Raw genomic sequence first — 16099 nt, forward strand, 5'->3', positions numbered from 1 at the left:
GGCATGCGGCTAGGCCGACGCCTCCGTCACTTTGCCGTCCGCCACCTCCAGGCGGCGGGTCACCCGTACCGCGTCCAGCATGCGCCTGTCGTGGGTGATCAGCAGGAGTGTGCCCTGGTACGTGTCCAGGGCCGACTCCAGTTGTTCGATCGCCGGCAGGTCGAGGTGGTTGGTCGGCTCGTCCAGGATCAGGAGGTTGACGCCTCTGCCCTGGAGGAGGGCGAGGGCGGCCCTCGTGCGTTCGCCCGGGGAGAGGGTCGACGCCGGTCGCACGACGTGGTCCGCCTTGAGGGCGAACTTGGCCAGGAGGGTGCGGATCTCGGCCGGTTCCGTGTCTGCGGTGGCCGAGCGGAAGGCGTCCAGCAGGGACTCGGGGCCGTAGAACAGCTTGCGGGCCTGGTCGACCTCGCCGAGCAGGACGCCGGAGCCGAGCGCCGCCTGTCCGGCGTCGAGCGGGACGCGGCCCAGGAGGGCGGCGAGCAGCGTGGACTTGCCCGCGCCGTTCGCTCCCGTCACCGCCACCCGGTCCGCCCAGTCGATCTGGAGCGTGACGGGGCCGAGGACGAAGTCGCCGCGCCGGACCTCGGCGTCGCGCAGGGTGGCGACCACGGCGCCCGAGCGCGGCGCCGAGGCGATCTCCATGCGCAGGTCCCACTCCTTGCGGGGTTCCTCGACGACCTCCAGGCGTTCGATCATGCGCTGGGTCTGGCGGGCCTTGGCGGCCTGCTTCTCGCTGGCCTCGCTGCGGAACTTGCGGCCGATCTTGTCGTTGTCGTTTCCCGCCTTGCGCCGGGCGTTCTTGACGCCCTTGTCCATCCAGGTGCGCTGCGTCTGCGCCCGGTCGTGGAGGGAGGCCCGCTTGTCGGCGTACTCCTCGTACTCGCCGCGGGCGTGCCGGCGGGCGACCTCGCGCTCCTCCAGATAGGCCTCGTAGCCGCCGCCGTAGAGGTTGACCTGTTGCTGGGCCAGGTCGAGTTCGAGGACCTTGGTGACGGTGCGGGTGAGGAACTCGCGGTCGTGGCTGACGACGACGGTGCCGGCGCGCAGACCGGTCACGAAGCGTTCGAGACGTTCCAGGCCGTCCAGGTCGAGGTCGTTGGTCGGCTCGTCGAGCAGGAAGACGTCGTAGCGGGACAGGAGGAGGGAGGCGAGTCCGGCGCGGGCGGCCTGGCCGCCCGACAGGGACGTCATCGGCTGCTCCAGGTCGACGGTCAGGCCCAGCGTGTCGGCGGTCTCCGCCGCGCGGTCGTCGAGGTCGGCACCGCCCAGGGCGAGCCAGCGCTCCAGGCTGGTCGCGTAGGCGTCGTCGGCGCCGGGAGCGCCGTCCACCAGGGCCTGGGTGGCCTCGTCCATGATGCGCTGGGCCTCGGTGACGCCGGTGCGGCGGGCCAGGAACGCCCGGACGGTCTCGCCCGGACGGCGCTCCGGCTCCTGCGGGAGGTGGCCGACGGTCGCGGTGGGCGGGGACAGGCGCAGCTCGCCCTGTTCCGGGGTGGTCAGCCCGGCGAGCATCCGCAGGAGAGTGGACTTGCCCGCGCCGTTGGCTCCGACGAGTCCGATCACGTCGCCGGGCGCGACGACGAGGTCGAGCCCGGTGAACAGGGAGCGGTCTCCGTGGCCGGCGGCGAGGTTCTTGGCGACGAGGGTGGCAGTCATCAGACCGTCGATCCTAGCCGCGCTCCGGCGCCCGCTCAGCCGGGTTCCTCCCGCGTCACCGCCGTCACCAGCACGCTTCCGGGCGTGCGCGCCACCACGAAGGACCGCCCCTTCACGGTGCCGGGGTCCAGGTCGATGCGGTGGCCGCCCGGTTCCAGCACGCCGTCGAAGACCTCGTGGGTGTGGGTGCGGTGGAGGCGGTCGAGTCGGTAGGCGGTGAGCCGTACCCGACAGGGTGAGGTGACCTCGACGGCCGCCGCGCCACGGGTCGCCGTGAGGCCGGTCAGCCGGCGTCGCTCGGCGGGGCGGCGGTCCAGGGCGTGTTCGATCTGGGCGACGAGCAGCGGGACGATCGGGGCGAGAGCCTCGACGTGGGCCACGTCCACCCCGGCGTCCGCGAAGGCGCGGCGCACGGCCGACCGTTCCTCCTCGGCGACCGCGCGGCCGAAGGCGACGGCTCCGTAGGCCCGCAGTTCGTCGGCCGGCACACCGGCGGCGTCATGGGTGATGTCGGCGCCGATGCCGATGGTGCGCAGCGCGGCGGCGAGCCTGGCGAGCAGGGCGACACGGGCACCGACCAGCAGGATGCGGCGCCGGGTGTGCGCGGTGCCGTCGAGCAGGGCGGCGAGGGCGGCGCGGTACTCGGCGCCGGGGAAGCGGTACGGGCCGATGCCGTGGTAGCCGTTGAACTCCAGGTCGGCGTGTTCCCCGGTCTGCCAGGCGAAGTCCCGCCAGACGAAGTCCTCGCCGTCCCGCAGGATCACGGCGGTCACCGCGCCGCAGGCCAGGTTCTCGCACTCGGGGCAGGCGTAGATGACGTACCGCCCGCCGGGCAGGGGCGCGTCGGTCTCCAGAAGCAGGCTGCGGACCTGCGCGGTGAGGATCGCGGGGGGTACGTCGGCGGCCAGCGGGGAGACCGCGTCCAGGTCACAGAGGCGGAACAGCAGGGGACGTCCGTCGACGACGAAGTCCAGGAAGTCGCGGTGGACCTGGTAGTCACCGTCGGCGAGGACGCCACCGGCGCGCATCGCCGGGGCAAGACCGAAGGTCGCGTACTCGGCAGCCATGCGGTGAGTATTCCCTCGCCGGAACCGCTCTGAGCGCGGCATGGGGCATTCCGCTAACGTCCTCGTGTGGAAACCGAACTGGATGGCGAAGTCGTCGTGGTCGGCGGCGGGGTGGCCGGGCTGACGACGGCCGTCGTTCTCGCCGAGCGCGGCAGGCGGGTGCGGCTGTGGACGCGGGAGCCCGTCGAGCGGACCACCTCGGTGGTCGCCGGCGGGCTGTGGTGGCCGTACCGCATCGAGCCGGTGGCGTCGGCACAGGCGTGGGCGCTGTGTTCGCTGGACGTGTACGAGGATCTGGCGGCGCGGCCGCAGGAGACCGGCGTACGCATGGTCGAAGGGGTGCTCGGCGAGAGTGGCCTGGACGAGGTGGGCTCGTGGGCTGCCACCAAGCTGCCGGGCCTGCGCGCGGCGACCGCCGCCGAGTACGCCGGGCAGGGGCTGTGGGCGCGGCTGCCGCTCATCGACATGTCGACCCATCTGCCGTGGCTGCGGGAACGGCTCGCGGCGGCGGGCGGCACGGTGGAGACGCGCGCGGTGGCCGATCTGGCCGAGGCCGACGCTCCGGTCGTCGTCAACTGCACGGGCCTGGGCGCCCGGGAGCTGGTGCCGGACGCGGCCGTGCGTCCGGTGCGCGGGCAACTGGTCGTCGTGGAGAACCCCGGCATCCGGACCTGGCTGGTCTCCACCGACCCCGTCTCCGGAGAGGTGACGTACTTCCTTCCGCACCCCGGCCGGCTCCTCCTGGGCGGGACGGCCGAGGAGGACGTCTGGTCGATGGAGCCGGACCCGGCGGTCGCGGAGGCGATCGTACGCAGGTGCGCGGCGGTGCGGCCCGAGATCGCCGGGGCGCGGGTGCTCGGGCACCTGGTGGGGCTGCGGCCGGCGCGGGACGCGGTACGGCTGGAGCGCGAGCCGCTGCCGGACGGGCGGCTGCTGGTGCACAACTACGGGCACGGCGGCGCGGGCGTCACCGTGGCCTGGGGCTGCGCGCGGGAGGCGGCCGACCTCGCCTCCCGCTGACCACGGCCCGCGCGGGGCCGCTCCGACGGGCAGGGGCCGCCCGGGGGCAAGGACCGCACGGCGGGCAGGGACCGCTCCGCTGGAGCAGGGACCGGCACGCGGGTGCGTGCCGGTCCCTGCTCCGCTTTTCCGCCCCACCGCGGACTCCGTGTCGGTCAGTGGTGCTTGCCGATCGGGTCGCCCTCCACGTCCGTGCCGGGTCCCGGGCCGATGCGGATCTCGAAGTCGCCCTCGTACTGCTTGTGACCCTCGATGACGGCCATCTCGACGGCCTCGGAAGCCATCTCACCGCGCACGATGAGCGGGTCGCGGCGCAGGTCGCGCATGAGGGCGACGCACATCCCGATCATCACGACGACGAAGGGTGCCGCCGCGAGGATCGTGAGGTTCTGCAGACCGGTCAGCGCGTCTCCCTCACCGCTGCCGACCAGGAGCATGATGGCGGCGACCGCTCCGGTCACCACGCCCCAGAACACCACCACCCAGCGGCTGGGTTCGAGCGCGCCCCGCTGCGACAGGGTGCCCATCACGATGGACGCCGCGTCGGCGCCCGACACGAAGAAGATGCCGACGAGGACCATCACCAGCAGGCTGGTGACGGTGGCGATCGGGTATTCCTGGAGCACCGCGAAGAGCCGGCCCTCCGGGGTCGTCTCGTCGCCGAGCCGGTTCTGCTCCTGGAGCCTCATCGCCGAGCCGCCGAAGATGGCGAACCAGATCAGGCTGACCGTGCTGGGCACCAGGATGACGCCGCCGATGAACTGGCGGATGGTCCGGCCCCGGCTGATGCGGGCGATGAACATGCCGACGAAGGGCGTCCAGGAGATCCACCACGCCCAGTAGAAGACGGTCCAGCTACTGAGCCATTCGGCGACGCTCTCACCGCCGCTGATCTCGGTGCGGCCGGCCATTTCGGGCAGGTCGCCCAGGTAGGTGAAGACCGAGGTCGGCAGCAGGTCGAGAATGAGGATGGTCGGGCCCGCCGCGAACACGAACACGACGAGCAGCAGGGCCAGCACCATGTTGGTGTTGGACAGCCACTGGATGCCCTTCTCGACACCCGAGATCGCGGAGGCCACGAACGCCGCCGTCAGCACCGCGATGATGCCGACCAGCAGCCCGGTGCTGACCTTGTCCATCCAGTCGAGCTTCTCGACGCCGGACCCGATCTGCAGGGCGCCGAGGCCGAGGGAGGCCGCGGAGCCGAAGACCGTCGCGATGATGGCCAGGATGTCGATGACCCGGCCGCTGACGCCGTTGGCGTGCTTCTCGCCGATGAGCGGTGTGAACACGGCACTGATGGTCTGACGGCGGCGCCTGCGGAAGGTGCTGTAGGCGATGCCGAGGCCGACCACCGCGTAGATCGCCCACGGGTGCAGCGTCCAGTGGAACAGGGTGGTGGCCATGGCCGTCGCCATGCTGTCGCCGGTGTCGGCGGGGCTGGTGCCGGGCGGGGCGGTCTCGAAGTGCGCCAGCGGCTCGCTCACGCCCCAGAACATCAGACCGATGCCCATGCCGGCGCTGAACATCATGGCGACCCAGGACACCGTCCTGAATTCCGGCTTCTCGCCCTCGGCGCCGAGGTGGATGCGGCCGTAGCGGCTGGCCGCGAGCCAGAGGGCGAAGACGACGAACCCGGAGGCGGCCAGCACGAACGCCCAGCCGCCGTTGTGCATCAGGCCACCGAGCATGCTGCCGGAGGCGTCCTCCAGCGAGTCCGTGCCGGCCGCGCCCCAGATGACGAACGCGAGGGTCAGGACGGCGGTGACGCCGAAGACGACACGGTCGGTCCGGGGCTTGTGCTCCTGCCCAGGCAGGCCGGCTTCCGAACCCGGCAGCGCGCCTCTTTCATGCTGGTCCTTGTCGCTTGGTCGGTCCTGCGTCACGGGCGGCACCTTTCAAGTCGGTGAGGCTGAAAACAATCCTCCGCTACGCCCATACCACGCGCGACGCGGAACTCACCTCCTCAGCAGCGGGTGTCGGGTTCACCCACCGTCAAGTGGTACGTCGCACGCTCGTCCAGGAGCAGCGGCACGAGGGCACGCAGCGGCTGGCGCAGCGGTACGTAGGCGCCCTTCTCCCCGGCCGGACGCACTTGTACACCGTGGAGTGCCAATTCGTCCTTCAGCTCCGCGTACTGGTCCAAGGTGAGCCGGTAGCCGCAGGGCGGGTCCTCGATCACTTCGGCGGGCTCGGCGGGGTCGTTGTCCGCGCCGCCGACGTAGACGGGTCCGGTGTCGGCCAGGCCGGACCACCGGGCGGCCGCGGTGGCCGCCTCGACGCGTCCGCGCCGCCGGTCCGCATAGCGGAACATGCCGTCCAGGGCCGCGAGCTGGGACTCCACCCGGCGCCGGTTGTTCAGGGCCTCGTCCTCGCGCTCTGCGTCCGTGAGGGCGTCGACACGGCTCTCGATGAGCAGACCGACGGCGTTCTTCACGCCGGACATGTTCCGCAGGATGCGTTCCTGGCCGTCGCCGGCGGTCTGCTTGACCGGCTCGCCGGTGACCGGGTCGGTCCAGATGCCGTAGGTGCCGGTCGAGTGGCCCGCCCGCTCGGCGGCGGGGCGGACGTAGGCCCGGGACAGGGTGCGGGCCTCGTCGTGAACCCCGGTGTGGGTGTTGAGGTTGCGGGGCCAGAGGTCGAAGAGGTCCTTGTCGTAGTACGGGGGTGTGGCGCCGTACTCGTGCAGGTCGTAGAGGACGTCGGGGCGCTGGTCGCGGACGACGGCGGCCAGGGCACGGGCCTCGGCCGTCTTCAGGGCGAGGTGGTCGCGGTTGATGTCGAGGCCGTCGCTGTTGCCGCGGGTGTCGGCGGCCCGTCCGTCGGGGTTGACGGTGGGCACGACCAGCACGGTGGTGCGGTCCAGGAACCGCCGGGTCCGTCGGTCGGTCGCGTAGGCCAGGTCGCGGACGGTGGACAGACAGGCCTCGCGGCCGGCGGGCTCGTCGCCGTGCTGGCTGCACACGAGGAGCACCTTGTTGTGGGCGGAGGGCCTGCCGATCGTCACGAGCTGGAGGGGGCGGTCCTGTTTCGTGGTGCCGATGCGGCCGACGGTGACGCGGTCGCTCGCCCGGTCCGCGGCGGTGAGGAGCGCCTGCTCCTCGGGCTGGGTGGTCCAGCGGGCGCCGTGCGTCTTCTCGAAACCGGTGCGGGGCGCACGGTGGCCGGTGCCGGCGGCGTGGGCCGGCGCGGTGAGGAGGGAGGCGGCGAGGGCCGCGGTGGCCGCCGCGGTGGTCACGGTGAGGGTGCGCAGGCGGTTCATCGGTCTCCCTTCGGGACGCGGTGGGTCGTGTGCGGCGCGCTCACGCCGTCGAGGGGCGTGGGCGCGGGGGCGGCGGCCGCCGTGGGGGCGGTGGCCTCGGCGAACGCGGCGGCGCCGCCGACGAACGGTACGCGTGCCGACGTGCGGGAGAGGTCCACGGTGAGTGTCGGCGTGTCGGCGGGAGGGTCGATGAGGTCCTTGTCGGTACCCGCGACGATCAGCGCGAGGCGGTGACCGGCCGGGACGACGTGGTCGGTGGCCGCCAGGTCCAGGGTGACGGTGTAGGCCTTGCCCGGGGTGAGCGGGCGGCCCCGCCACTTGGAGGCGTGGTTGCCGAGGTCGGCCCAACCGCGGCTGACGACCGTGTAGTCCACGTCGGTGGTCTTCGCCGCCGTCTCCTTGTAGCAGGAGCTGTCGCCCGGGGTGCTCGGGCCCCAGCAGGTGCGGTCGGTGAGGGTGGTGATGCCCTCGCCGCGATCGGCGTAGTCGCGGATGGTGTCGGGGCCGAGGTCGACGAGTACGGCGGAGAGGTGGGCCGTCGGGGTGCTGGACCGCGCGGTGACGGTGACCTCGGAGGCACCGGACAGGCGCAGGTCGCGGGTGAGCGGACCGGTGACGAACCCGGCCTTGCCCGGGGTGGGCTCGTCGATGTGCGCGGCCCAGTCCGTCTCGCTCAGCGCCGGGTCGTCGGTGAAGGTCTCGGTGCCGCGGTCCCGGCGCAGTCCGAGGGTGCCGACGCCGGGCCGCGCACCGTCGGCGGGGCGAAGGGTCGTGGTGGCCGCGGAGCGCGGCGGCCAGGTCTTCGACGTCTCCCACTGCTCGGGGCGGCGTTCGACGTCGGCCATGGGCTCGCGGTCGATGCCGTTGTCGTAGCCGAGGAGCTCGTGGTCGAACCAGCGGTGCAGGGTGTCGACCCACTCGGCGCGGCGGAAGTCGAAGGGGTCGACGTGGCCGGTCTGGGAGAGCCAGATCTTGCGGTCGACGCCGTTCTCGGCGAGGGCGTTCCACCACGGGCCGACGTGCTGCATGCGGACGTTGAGGTCCTGCATGCCGTGGACGAGGAAGACGCTCGCCTTCACCTTGCTCGCGGCCTTCACGTAGTCGCGCTCGGTCCACAGCTTCGTGAAGTCGCCGGTGCGCGGTGCGCCGTCGACGAGCCTGTGCTGGACGGCGTCGCACCGGTCGCGGGCGTCGGGGCTGTTGACGTAGTCGGACAGCCAGTCGGGGCCGGAGCTGTAAAGGGGGGCGCCCTGGCTGAAGTAGTAGTCGTACCAGGAGGAGATGGCGGCGATCGGGACGATGGTCTCCAGGCCCTCCACGCCGGTCGCGGCCACGCCGTTGGCGATGGTGCCGTCCCAGCTCTTGCCGATCATGCCCGTTTTCCCGTTGGTCCAGTCGGCCTTGGCGCGCTCGCCGCCGGTGCGGGTGGTGTACGCCTTCGCCCGGCCGTTGAGCCAGTCGACGACGGCCTTCGCGGACTCGATGTCGGAGCGTCCGCCGACGTCGACGCAGCCGTCGGAGCGGTTGGTGCCGGCCAGGTCGACGCCGACGAAGGCGTAGCCGCGCGGCACGAAGTAGTTGTCGTAGTACAGCGGCATCAGGTCGACGTCACCGTCGGCGTCGTATGTCTTCTTCTGGCTCTCGTTGCCGCGCCCGCAGCAGGAGTAGTACGGGCTGGCGTCCATGATGACGGGGACCTTCCGGCCCTGCTGAGCGGGTTCGCGGGGGCGGACGATGTCGACGGCGACGCGGTCGTCCTCGCCGTCGCCGTCCCCGTCGTATCCGGTGTCCACCCAGACGGCCTCGCGGACGGCGTCTTGGTAGGAGTGGACGGGTTCGCTCTGCCGCGGGGCTGCGGGGTGGGCCGTCGCGGCGGGCGTGAGGAAGGTTGCCATGAGAGCGGCCGTGGCCGCCGTCGCGAGCGGTCTCCAGATCGTGAAGCGCGTGCGTATCGGCATGCGCGGACGGTACATCGGTCAACTCCCGCGCAGAAGAGGGCAACGCGTGCTTCCTGACGGCCGAAGGGCGATCGTGTGACCGGGGTGACCGTGGACACGGACGCGCGCACAGCGGCTGAATGGTCGTCGAACAGGCTTGGTGCCCCTACGACTTGGAGCTTTCGTGCACCGCGGAATCATCGTGCCGGGCGCACTGGGCGCCGCCTGCCTCATGCTGGTGATCCCGGCGTCGGCGGCGGCCCGCTCCCCCGGCGCTCCGGGCATCGGCGACCCCTACTACCCGGCCTACGGCGACGGCGGATACGACGTCTCCCACTACGACCTGCGCCTCAAGTACCGGCCGGACACGGACCGACTGGAGGGGACGGCGACGGGTCCGTGGCCGACTTCCAGCGGTACGCCGAGGAGGTCTCCGGCGAGCCGCCGGCCGCGCTGTTCGACACCTGGCTGTTCCAGCCGTCGAAGCCCGGCGCCCCGGCGGCGCGCTCGGCGTCCCCCGAAGACACCGGACGCGAAGGCACCGGACGCGGAAGCACCGGACGCGAAGGCACCGGACGCGATGGCGCCGGGCGCGCCGGCGCGGCCCCGGTCCTGGCAGCAGATCGCCGCGACGAACGACGTGCACGCGCACTGACCGACCGCGCGGGCACCGGCCGGCAGGCTCAGGCGGCGTCCCCGTGGTCGTAGACGGTCACGGGGACGCCCCGCCGCGCGAGGCGCTCGCCGATGAGCGGCTCGACGCGGGACCACTTGCCGCCGGCCAGGCCGCAGCCTATGCGGGGCATGTGCACCGACGCGTCGAGCTCGGCCGCCTTGTCGGCGACGCGGCCGAGGGCCGTGTCGATCGCCTCGTAACGCACGGGAACGCCCTTGCTGCCGGTTCTCATGCCGCGCTGGCCGATCATGTTGGCCACCCACACGTACGGCTCGACCCGGACGAACTGGACCGCGCCCAGGCCGAAGTCGTTCGACGCGCGGTCGCGGTGCCAGGCGCGGTAGGCCGCCTCCGGCTCCGGCCAACGGCGGGAGACGGCCAGGACGAAGCCCTTGCCCCAGCCGCCGAGGTCGTTGCAGACATGGGCGATCATCTTGACGCCCTTGACCGACGGGACGGTGGCGTCACCCCGGACATACCTGATCTCCGACATGACCGCCACCGTAGACGCCGCCACTGACAGCGGCCGTGACCCGCTGCCTCCGGCTACTTGGTGAGCCCGCACGGCTCCTGCCTTGCGGTCCGCGCCACCCGCCGGCGGACGCCGAACCAGCCCGCCACCAGCGTCACCGCGATCACCGGCACGAGCAGCACGGTCTTGCGGCCGACCTCGGGGTCGTTCCACATCAGGACGATCACGGCCAGCAGGAAGACGATCGTGACGATCTCCGTGACGGGGCTGCCGGGCAGGCGGAAGTGCGGCCGGGCGACCAGGCCCGCACGTGCCCGGCGCACGAAGACCAGGTGGCAGATCATGATGATCACCCAGGTGCTGATGATGCCCAGGGAGGCGACGTTCAGGACGATCTCGAAGGCCTTGTTCGGCACCAGGTAGTTCAGGCCGACGCCGAGGACGCAGACCGCGCAGGTCAGCAGGATGCCTCCGTAGGGGACCTGACTGCGGCTCATCACGCCGGTGAACCTGGGCGCGGAGCCCGCCATCGCCATGGAGCGCAGGATGCGGCCGGTGGAGTACAGGCCGGAGTTCAGGGAGGACATCGCCGCGGTGAGGACGACGAGGTTCATCACGTCACCGGCGGCCGGCACACCGATCCCCGACAGCACCGTGACGAAGGGGCTCTCGTCGCCCGAGTAGAGCGAGCTGGGCAGCAGCAGGGCCAGCAGGACGACCGAGCCGACGTAGAACAGGGCGACCCGCCACATGATCGAGTTCACCGCGCGGGGCACGATCTTCTCCGGCTCGGCGGTCTCGCCTGCGGCGACGCCGACCAGCTCCAGGGCCGCGTAGGAGAAGATCACGCCCTGCATGACGAGGATGACGGGCATCGCGCCGTGCGGGAGGATGCCGCCGTGGTCGGTGATCATGCCCACGCCCGGGGTGTGGCCGCCCACCTCGTGCTGGGTGGCCAGCAGGAAGATGCCGATCAGCATGAAGCCGACGAGGGTGGCGACCTTGACGATCGCGAACCAGAACTCCATCTCGCCGAAGATCTTGACCGAGATGAGGTTCACGGCCAGGACCACCGCGAGGGCGATCAGGGCGAGCACCCATTGCGGGATGCTCGTGAACATACTCCAGTAGTGCGTGTACAGCGCGATCGCGGTGATGTCGGCGATGCCGGTCGTCGACCAGTTCAGGAAGTACATCCAGCCGGCGACGTAGGCACCCTTCTCGCCGAGGAACTCGCGCGCGTACGACACGAAGGACCCGGAGGAGGGCCGGTAGAGCACCAGCTCGCCGAGGGCCCTGACGACGAAGAAGGCGAAGACGCCGGCGACGAGGTAGGCGATGGCGAGCGCCGGGCCCGCGTCGCGCAGGCGCCCGCCGGCGCCGAGGAAGAGGCCGGTGCCGATCGCGCCGCCGATGGCGATCATGTTGACGTGGCGGGCCTTGAGGCCCTTGCTGTAGCCGGCGTCACCCGCGTCCGCGGGTCGTTCGGCCGCCTGGGGGTGGGTGGCGGCCTGTGCCGTGGCGACGGCGTCCTTGCTCACGGGTGGTTCCACTCTCTGGTGCGCCCGGGCGGGATACGCCCAGGTCGTCCGTACAGCGACAAGGCCCGCACCACCCTTCGCGGCACAGACCGAGGCAGCACCTTCCCACGACTCTGCGTTGCCACACGGTGTCTCATGTCACACAGCGTGACTTGCCACAAGATCCGTCAGTCGTCTCCACATGGTGCACAAGAGGTGTCACAGCCCTGGTGAGACAGCGATACTGCTGCACATGACGACGCCCGACACCGAGGAGCCGACCCTCACCATCGACGAGCTGGCCGCGCGGGCCGGCGTCACGGTGCGCACGGTCCGCTTCTACGGCACCAGGGGGCTGCTGCCGCCGCCGGCGATCGGCCCGCGCCGGGTCGGGCACTACGGCGGGGAGCACCTGGCCCGGCTGGCACTGATCGAGGAACTGCAGCACCAGGGCATGACGCTGGCCGCGATCGAGCGCTATCTCGGGCAGCTCCCGCCGGGCGTGAGCGCCCACGACCTCGCCCTGCACCGGGCGGTGGTGGCCTCCTGGGCACCGGAGACGGTGGAGAGCGTCACGCGCGGGGAGCTGGACCGGCGGGCGGGCCGGCCGCTGACGGACGACGAGGTGGACCGGCTCACGGCGATGGACATCGTGGCGCGGGACGGCGACGCCCCGGACGGTGCCGTCTACCGGGTCGACGCCGGGCTGCTCCGGCTCGGCGTGGAGCTGCTCGGCGTGCCCTTCTCCCCCGAGACGGTCCTCGCCGCCCGGTCGGCCCTCCTCGAGCACTCCCGCGCCGCCGCGCGGGACCTGTCGCGGCTGCTGCGCGACGCGGTCGCCGAACGCGACGCGCGGGACGTACGGTCCCTGTCCGCCCACATGCACCCGCTCGTGGTGCAGGCGCTGCTGACCACGTTCCAGCGGTCGCTGCGCGAAGAGCTGCGGGAGTGGCTCGACGGAGGCGAGCCCGGGTGAGGCGGTGAGGCGGTGAGGCGGTGAGACGGACCTGGCCGGTCAGCGGCCGTCCGTGAAGACCTCCCCCTTGTCCGCCTTCTCCACCAGCAGCGCGGGCGGCGTGAAGCGCTCGCCGTAGCGGTCGGCCAGCTCACGCGCGCGGGCTACGAAGCCGGGCAGGCCGGCACCCACCCCGGCGCGGCCCTCGTAGCCGTTGATGTACTGGAGGACGCCGCCGGTCCAGCCGGGGAAGCCGATGCCGAAGATCGAGCCGATGTTGGCGTCGGCGACGGAGGTCAGCACGCCCTCCTCCAGGAGCTTGACCGTGTCGAGCGCCTCCGCGAAGAGCATGCGCTCCTGCATGTCCTCGAAGGGGATCTCGTACCCGGGCTTGGTGAAGTGCTCGCGCAGCCCCGGCCAGAGCCCGGCCCGCTTGCCGTCCTCGCCGTACTCGTAGAAGCCGGCGCCGCCGCTGCGGCCGGGGCGGCCGAACTCGTCGACCATGCGGTCGATGACGGATTCGGCGGGGTGCGCGGTCCAAGTGCCGCCGGCCTCCTCCACGGCCTGCCGGGTCTCCTTGCGGATCTTCCGGGGCAGCGTGAGCGTCAGCTCGTCCATCAGGGAGAGCACCTTGGCCGGGTAGCCGGCCTGGGCCGCCGCCTGCTCGACGGACGCGGGCTCGATGCCCTCGCCGACCATCGCCACGCCCTCGTTGATGAAGTGGCCGATGACCCGGGAGGTGAAGAAGCCGCGGGAGTCGTTGACGACGATCGGTGTCTTGTTGATCTGCCGGACCAGGTCGAAGGCGCGGGCCAGCGCCTCGTCGCCCGTCCGCTCACCCTTGATGATCTCCACCAGCGGCATCTTGTCGACCGGCGAGAAGAAGTGCAGCCCGATGAAGTCGGCCTGCCGCTCGACGCCCTCGGCCAGCGCGGTGATGGGCAGGGTGGAGGTGTTGGAGCAGAGCAGCGCGTCGGGGGCGACGACCTCCTGGATCTCCTGGAACACCTTGTGCTTGAGGGAGGTGTCCTCGAAGACGGCCTCGATGACCGCGTCGCAGCCCGCGAGGTCGGCGGCCTCGGCGGTCGGTGTGATGCGGGCCAGCAGCGCGTCGGCCTTCTCCCGGGTCGTACGGCCCTTGGCGACGGCCTTGGCGCACAGCTTCTCGGAGTAGCCCTTGCCCTTGACGGCCGACTCCAGGGCGACGTCCTTCAGGACGACGTCGATGCCCGCGCGGGCGCACGAGTAGGCGATGCCGGCGCCCATCATGCCGGCGCCGAGGACGGCGACCCTGCGGACCCGGCGCGGCTCGACGCCGCTCGGGCGGTTGGCGCCGGAGTTGACGGCCTGGAGGTCGAAGAAGAAGGCCTGGATCATGTTCTTCGAGGTCTGCCCGGCGGCCAGCTCGACGAAGTAGCGCGCCTCGATGACCTGCGCGGTCTCGAAGTCGACCTGGGAGCCCTCGACGGCGGCGGCCATGATGTTGCGCGGCGCCGGATAGGGGGCTCCGTTCGTCTGCTTGCGCAGGTTGGCGGGGAAGGCGGGCAGGTTGGCCGCGAACTTCGGGTGCGAGGGCGTGCCGCCGGGGATGCGGTAGCCGGGCCTGTCCCAGGGCTGGGCGGACTCCGGGTTGGCGTCGATGAAGGCGCGGGCCTTGGCGAGCATGTCCTCCCGGCTGTCGGCGACCTCGTCGACCAGGCCGTTCTCCCGGGCGCGGCGCGGGTTGTACTGGGTGCCCTGGAGGAGCACCTTCAGCAGCGCGTCGGTGATGCCGAGCATCCGGACGGTGCGGACGACGCCGCCGCCTCCGGGGAGCAGGCCGAGGGTGACCTCGGGGCAGCCGATCTTGGAGCCGGGGGCGTCGAGGGCGACCCGGTGGTGGCAGGCGAGGGCGATCTCGTAGCCGCCGCCGAGGGCCGCGCCGTTCATGGCGGCGACGACGGGCTTGCCGAGGGTCTCGATGCGGCGCAGGTTCCGCTTGATCGCCATGCCGCCGTCGAAGAGGTCCTGGGCGGTCTCGGGCGTGACGCGGATCAGGTCGCGCAGGTCGCCGCCGGCGAAGAAGGTCTTCTTGGCGGAGGTGACGATGACGCCGCGGATCGAGTCCCTCTCGGCCTCCAGGCGGTCGGTGATCACCGCGAGGGACTCGCGGAACGCCTGGTTCATGGTGTTCGCGGACTGGTCGGGGTCGTCGAGGACGAGGGTGACGACGCCGGTGTCGTCCTGCTCCCAGCGGATGGTGGTGGGCTCGGTGCTCATGAGGGTGTGCTCCAGGTGATCCGTCGGGAGGGGGTCAGACGCGCTCGACGATGGTGGCGATGCCCATGCCGCCGCCCACGCACAGGGTGGCGAGGCCGTAACGCTTGTCCTGGCGCTCGAGTTCGTCGACGAGCGTGCCGAGGATCATCGCGCCGGTGGCGCCGAGGGGGTGGCCGAGTGCGATGGCGCCGCCGTTGACGTTGACCTTGTCGAGGGACAGGCCCATGTCCTTGACGAAGCGCAGGACGACCGCGGCGAACGCCTCGTTGATCTCGACGAGGTCGATGTCGTCGATGGTCAGCCCGGCCTTGGCGAGCGCCTTGCGGGTGGCCGGGGCGGGGCCGGTGAGCATGATGGTGGGCTCGGAGCCGGAGACGGCGGCGGAGACGATCCGGGCGCGCGGGCGCAGCCCGTAGCGGTCGCCGGTCTCCTTGGAGCCGATGGCGACCAGGGAGGCGCCGTCCACGATGCCGGAGGAGTTGCCCGCGTGGTGGACGTGGTCGATCTTCTCCACCCAGTGGTACTTCTGCAGCGCCACGGCGTCGAAACCGCCGAGTTCGCCGATGTCGGCGAAGGACGGCTTGAGGCCCGCGAGGGAGTCGGCGGTGGTGCCGGGGCGCAGGTGCTCGTCGTGGTCGAGGACGGTGAGTCCGGCGCGGTCCCTGACCGGCACGACGGACCGCTCGAAGCGGTTCTCCTTCCAGGCGGTGGCCGCGCGCTCCTGGGAGAGGGCCGCGTACTCGTCGACGTCGCGGCGCGTGAAGCCCTCGATGGTGGCGATCAGGTCGGCGCCGATGCCCTGCGGGACGAAGTTGGTGGCGAGGTTGGTCATCGGGTCGTTGAACCAGGCGCCGCCGTCCGAGGCCATCGGCACCCGGGACATCGACTCGACTCCGCCCGCGAGGACCAGGTCCTCCCAGCCGGAGCGCACCTTGGCGGCGGCCAGGTTGACGGCCTCCAGACCCGATGCGCAGAAGCGGTTCTCCTGGACGCCCGCCACGGTGTCCGGCAGTCCGGCCGCGATGGCGGCGATGCGGGCGATGTCGGAGCCCTGGTCGCCGACCGGGCCGACGACGCCGAGCACGATGTCGTCGACGGCGGCGGGGTCCAGGTCCGGGAAGCGGGCGCGGATCTCGTGGATGAGGCCGACGACCAGGTCGACGGGCTTCGTGCCGTGCAGGGCGCCGTTCGCCTTGCCGCGTCCGCGCGGGGTGCGGATCGCGTCGTACACGTACGCTTCGGTGGTCACTGGCAGGCCTTTCACTGAGGGGTGTT

Annotated in this window: 11 protein-coding genes and 1 pseudogene; 3 read left to right on the forward strand and 9 right to left on the reverse strand. The window is 71.8% G+C overall.

The genetic code is table 11. The features are described from left to right. Positions 1-9: 9 nt before the first annotated feature. Positions 10-1656 carry an ABC-F family ATP-binding cassette domain-containing protein gene (locus tag B1H29_RS05555; RefSeq protein ID WP_055419154.1) on the reverse strand — a complete coding sequence of 549 codons (1647 nt, stop codon included), beginning with the start codon at positions 1654-1656 and terminating at the stop codon, positions 10-12. Between the two features lie 35 nt (positions 1657-1691). Continuing rightward, complete coding sequence (locus tag B1H29_RS05560) at positions 1692-2723, reverse strand: hypothetical protein (protein WP_055419155.1); 1032 nt, start codon at positions 2721-2723, stop codon at positions 1692-1694. Between the two features lie 66 nt (positions 2724-2789). On the opposite strand from B1H29_RS05560, the gene B1H29_RS05565 reads away from it, so the two are divergent. Next, entirely contained in the window at positions 2790-3743 is a 954-nt protein-coding gene (locus B1H29_RS05565) for an FAD-dependent oxidoreductase (RefSeq protein WP_055419156.1), read from the forward strand. Positions 3744-3898: 155 nt separating this feature from the next. On the opposite strand, the gene B1H29_RS05570 is transcribed toward B1H29_RS05565, so the two are convergent. From B1H29_RS05570 to B1H29_RS05580, 3 genes are all read right to left on the reverse strand, one after another. After that, a complete protein-coding gene (locus tag B1H29_RS05570; RefSeq protein WP_055419157.1) occupies positions 3899-5629 on the reverse strand; it encodes a BCCT family transporter in 1731 nt (576 codons plus the stop codon). A gap of 80 nt (positions 5630-5709) precedes the next feature. After that, positions 5710-7005 carry a M14 family metallopeptidase gene (locus B1H29_RS05575; RefSeq protein ID WP_055419158.1) on the reverse strand — a complete coding sequence of 432 codons (1296 nt, stop codon included), beginning with the start codon at positions 7003-7005 and terminating at the stop codon, positions 5710-5712. Further along, positions 7002-8963: a Xaa-Pro dipeptidyl-peptidase gene (locus tag B1H29_RS05580; RefSeq protein WP_055419922.1), complete on the reverse strand. Its 1962-nt coding sequence runs from the start codon at positions 8961-8963 to the stop codon at positions 7002-7004. Before B1H29_RS05580 ends, B1H29_RS05575 begins: the two co-directional genes overlap by 4 nt. Positions 8964-9126: 163 nt before the next feature. On the opposite strand from B1H29_RS05580, the pseudogene B1H29_RS05585 reads away from it, so the two are divergent. Next, positions 9127-9336 (forward strand): annotated as a pseudogene (locus B1H29_RS05585) (M1 family peptidase); the annotation flags it as partial. A 289-nt stretch (positions 9337-9625) separates the two neighbouring features. Here the strand turns inward: B1H29_RS05585 and B1H29_RS05590 are convergent. Both B1H29_RS05590 and B1H29_RS05595 read right to left on the reverse strand, forming a co-directional pair. Beyond that, positions 9626-10111 carry a macro domain-containing protein gene (locus B1H29_RS05590; protein WP_055419160.1) on the reverse strand — a complete coding sequence of 162 codons (486 nt, stop codon included), beginning with the start codon at positions 10109-10111 and terminating at the stop codon, positions 9626-9628. Positions 10112-10164: 53 nt separating this feature from the next. Next, the gene (locus B1H29_RS05595) at positions 10165-11631 is read right to left on the reverse strand and encodes an amino acid permease (RefSeq protein WP_055419161.1); all 1467 of its coding nucleotides are present in this window, start codon (positions 11629-11631) and stop codon (positions 10165-10167) included. Between the two features lie 232 nt (positions 11632-11863). Here B1H29_RS05595 and B1H29_RS05600 point away from each other — a divergent pair, with 232 nt between their 5' ends. After that, positions 11864-12586, forward strand: coding sequence for a MerR family transcriptional regulator (locus B1H29_RS05600; RefSeq protein WP_199832369.1), 723 nt, complete (start codon positions 11864-11866; stop codon positions 12584-12586). Positions 12587-12625: 39 nt separating this feature from the next. Here the strand turns inward: B1H29_RS05600 and B1H29_RS05605 are convergent, their stop codons facing one another. Then, positions 12626-14824, reverse strand: a complete 2199-nt coding sequence (locus tag B1H29_RS05605; RefSeq protein ID WP_055419162.1) for a 3-hydroxyacyl-CoA dehydrogenase NAD-binding domain-containing protein — start codon at positions 14822-14824, stop codon at positions 12626-12628. A gap of 34 nt (positions 14825-14858) precedes the next feature. Next, positions 14859-16073, reverse strand: a complete 1215-nt coding sequence (locus B1H29_RS05610) for an acetyl-CoA C-acetyltransferase (protein WP_055419163.1) — start codon at positions 16071-16073, stop codon at positions 14859-14861. Positions 16074-16099 lie beyond the last annotated feature (26 nt).

Origin of the sequence: Streptomyces pactum (assembly GCF_002005225.1) — a bacterium.
In the GTDB taxonomy this organism is placed as follows: Bacteria; Actinomycetota; Actinomycetes; order Streptomycetales; family Streptomycetaceae; genus Streptomyces; species Streptomyces pactum_A.

Bases quoted from the DNA above. Each gene is read 5' to 3' on its own strand.
- B1H29_RS05555 (WP_055419154.1), bottom strand. From the start codon at position 1,656: ATGACTGCCACCCTCGTCGCCAAGAACCTCGCCGCCGGCCACGGAGAC.
- B1H29_RS05560 (WP_055419155.1), bottom strand. From the start codon at position 2,723: ATGGCTGCCGAGTACGCGACCTTCGGTCTTGCCCCGGCGATGCGCGCC.
- B1H29_RS05575 (WP_055419158.1), bottom strand. From the start codon at position 7,005: ATGAACCGCCTGCGCACCCTCACCGTGACCACCGCGGCGGCCACCGCG.
- B1H29_RS05580 (WP_055419922.1), bottom strand. From the start codon at position 8,963: ATGCCGATACGCACGCGCTTCACGATCTGGAGACCGCTCGCGACGGCG.
- B1H29_RS05590 (WP_055419160.1), bottom strand. From the start codon at position 10,111: ATGTCGGAGATCAGGTATGTCCGGGGTGACGCCACCGTCCCGTCGGTC.
- B1H29_RS05600 (WP_199832369.1), top strand. From the start codon at position 11,864: ATGACGACGCCCGACACCGAGGAGCCGACCCTCACCATCGACGAGCTG.
- B1H29_RS05605 (WP_055419162.1), bottom strand. From the start codon at position 14,824: ATGAGCACCGAGCCCACCACCATCCGCTGGGAGCAGGACGACACCGGC.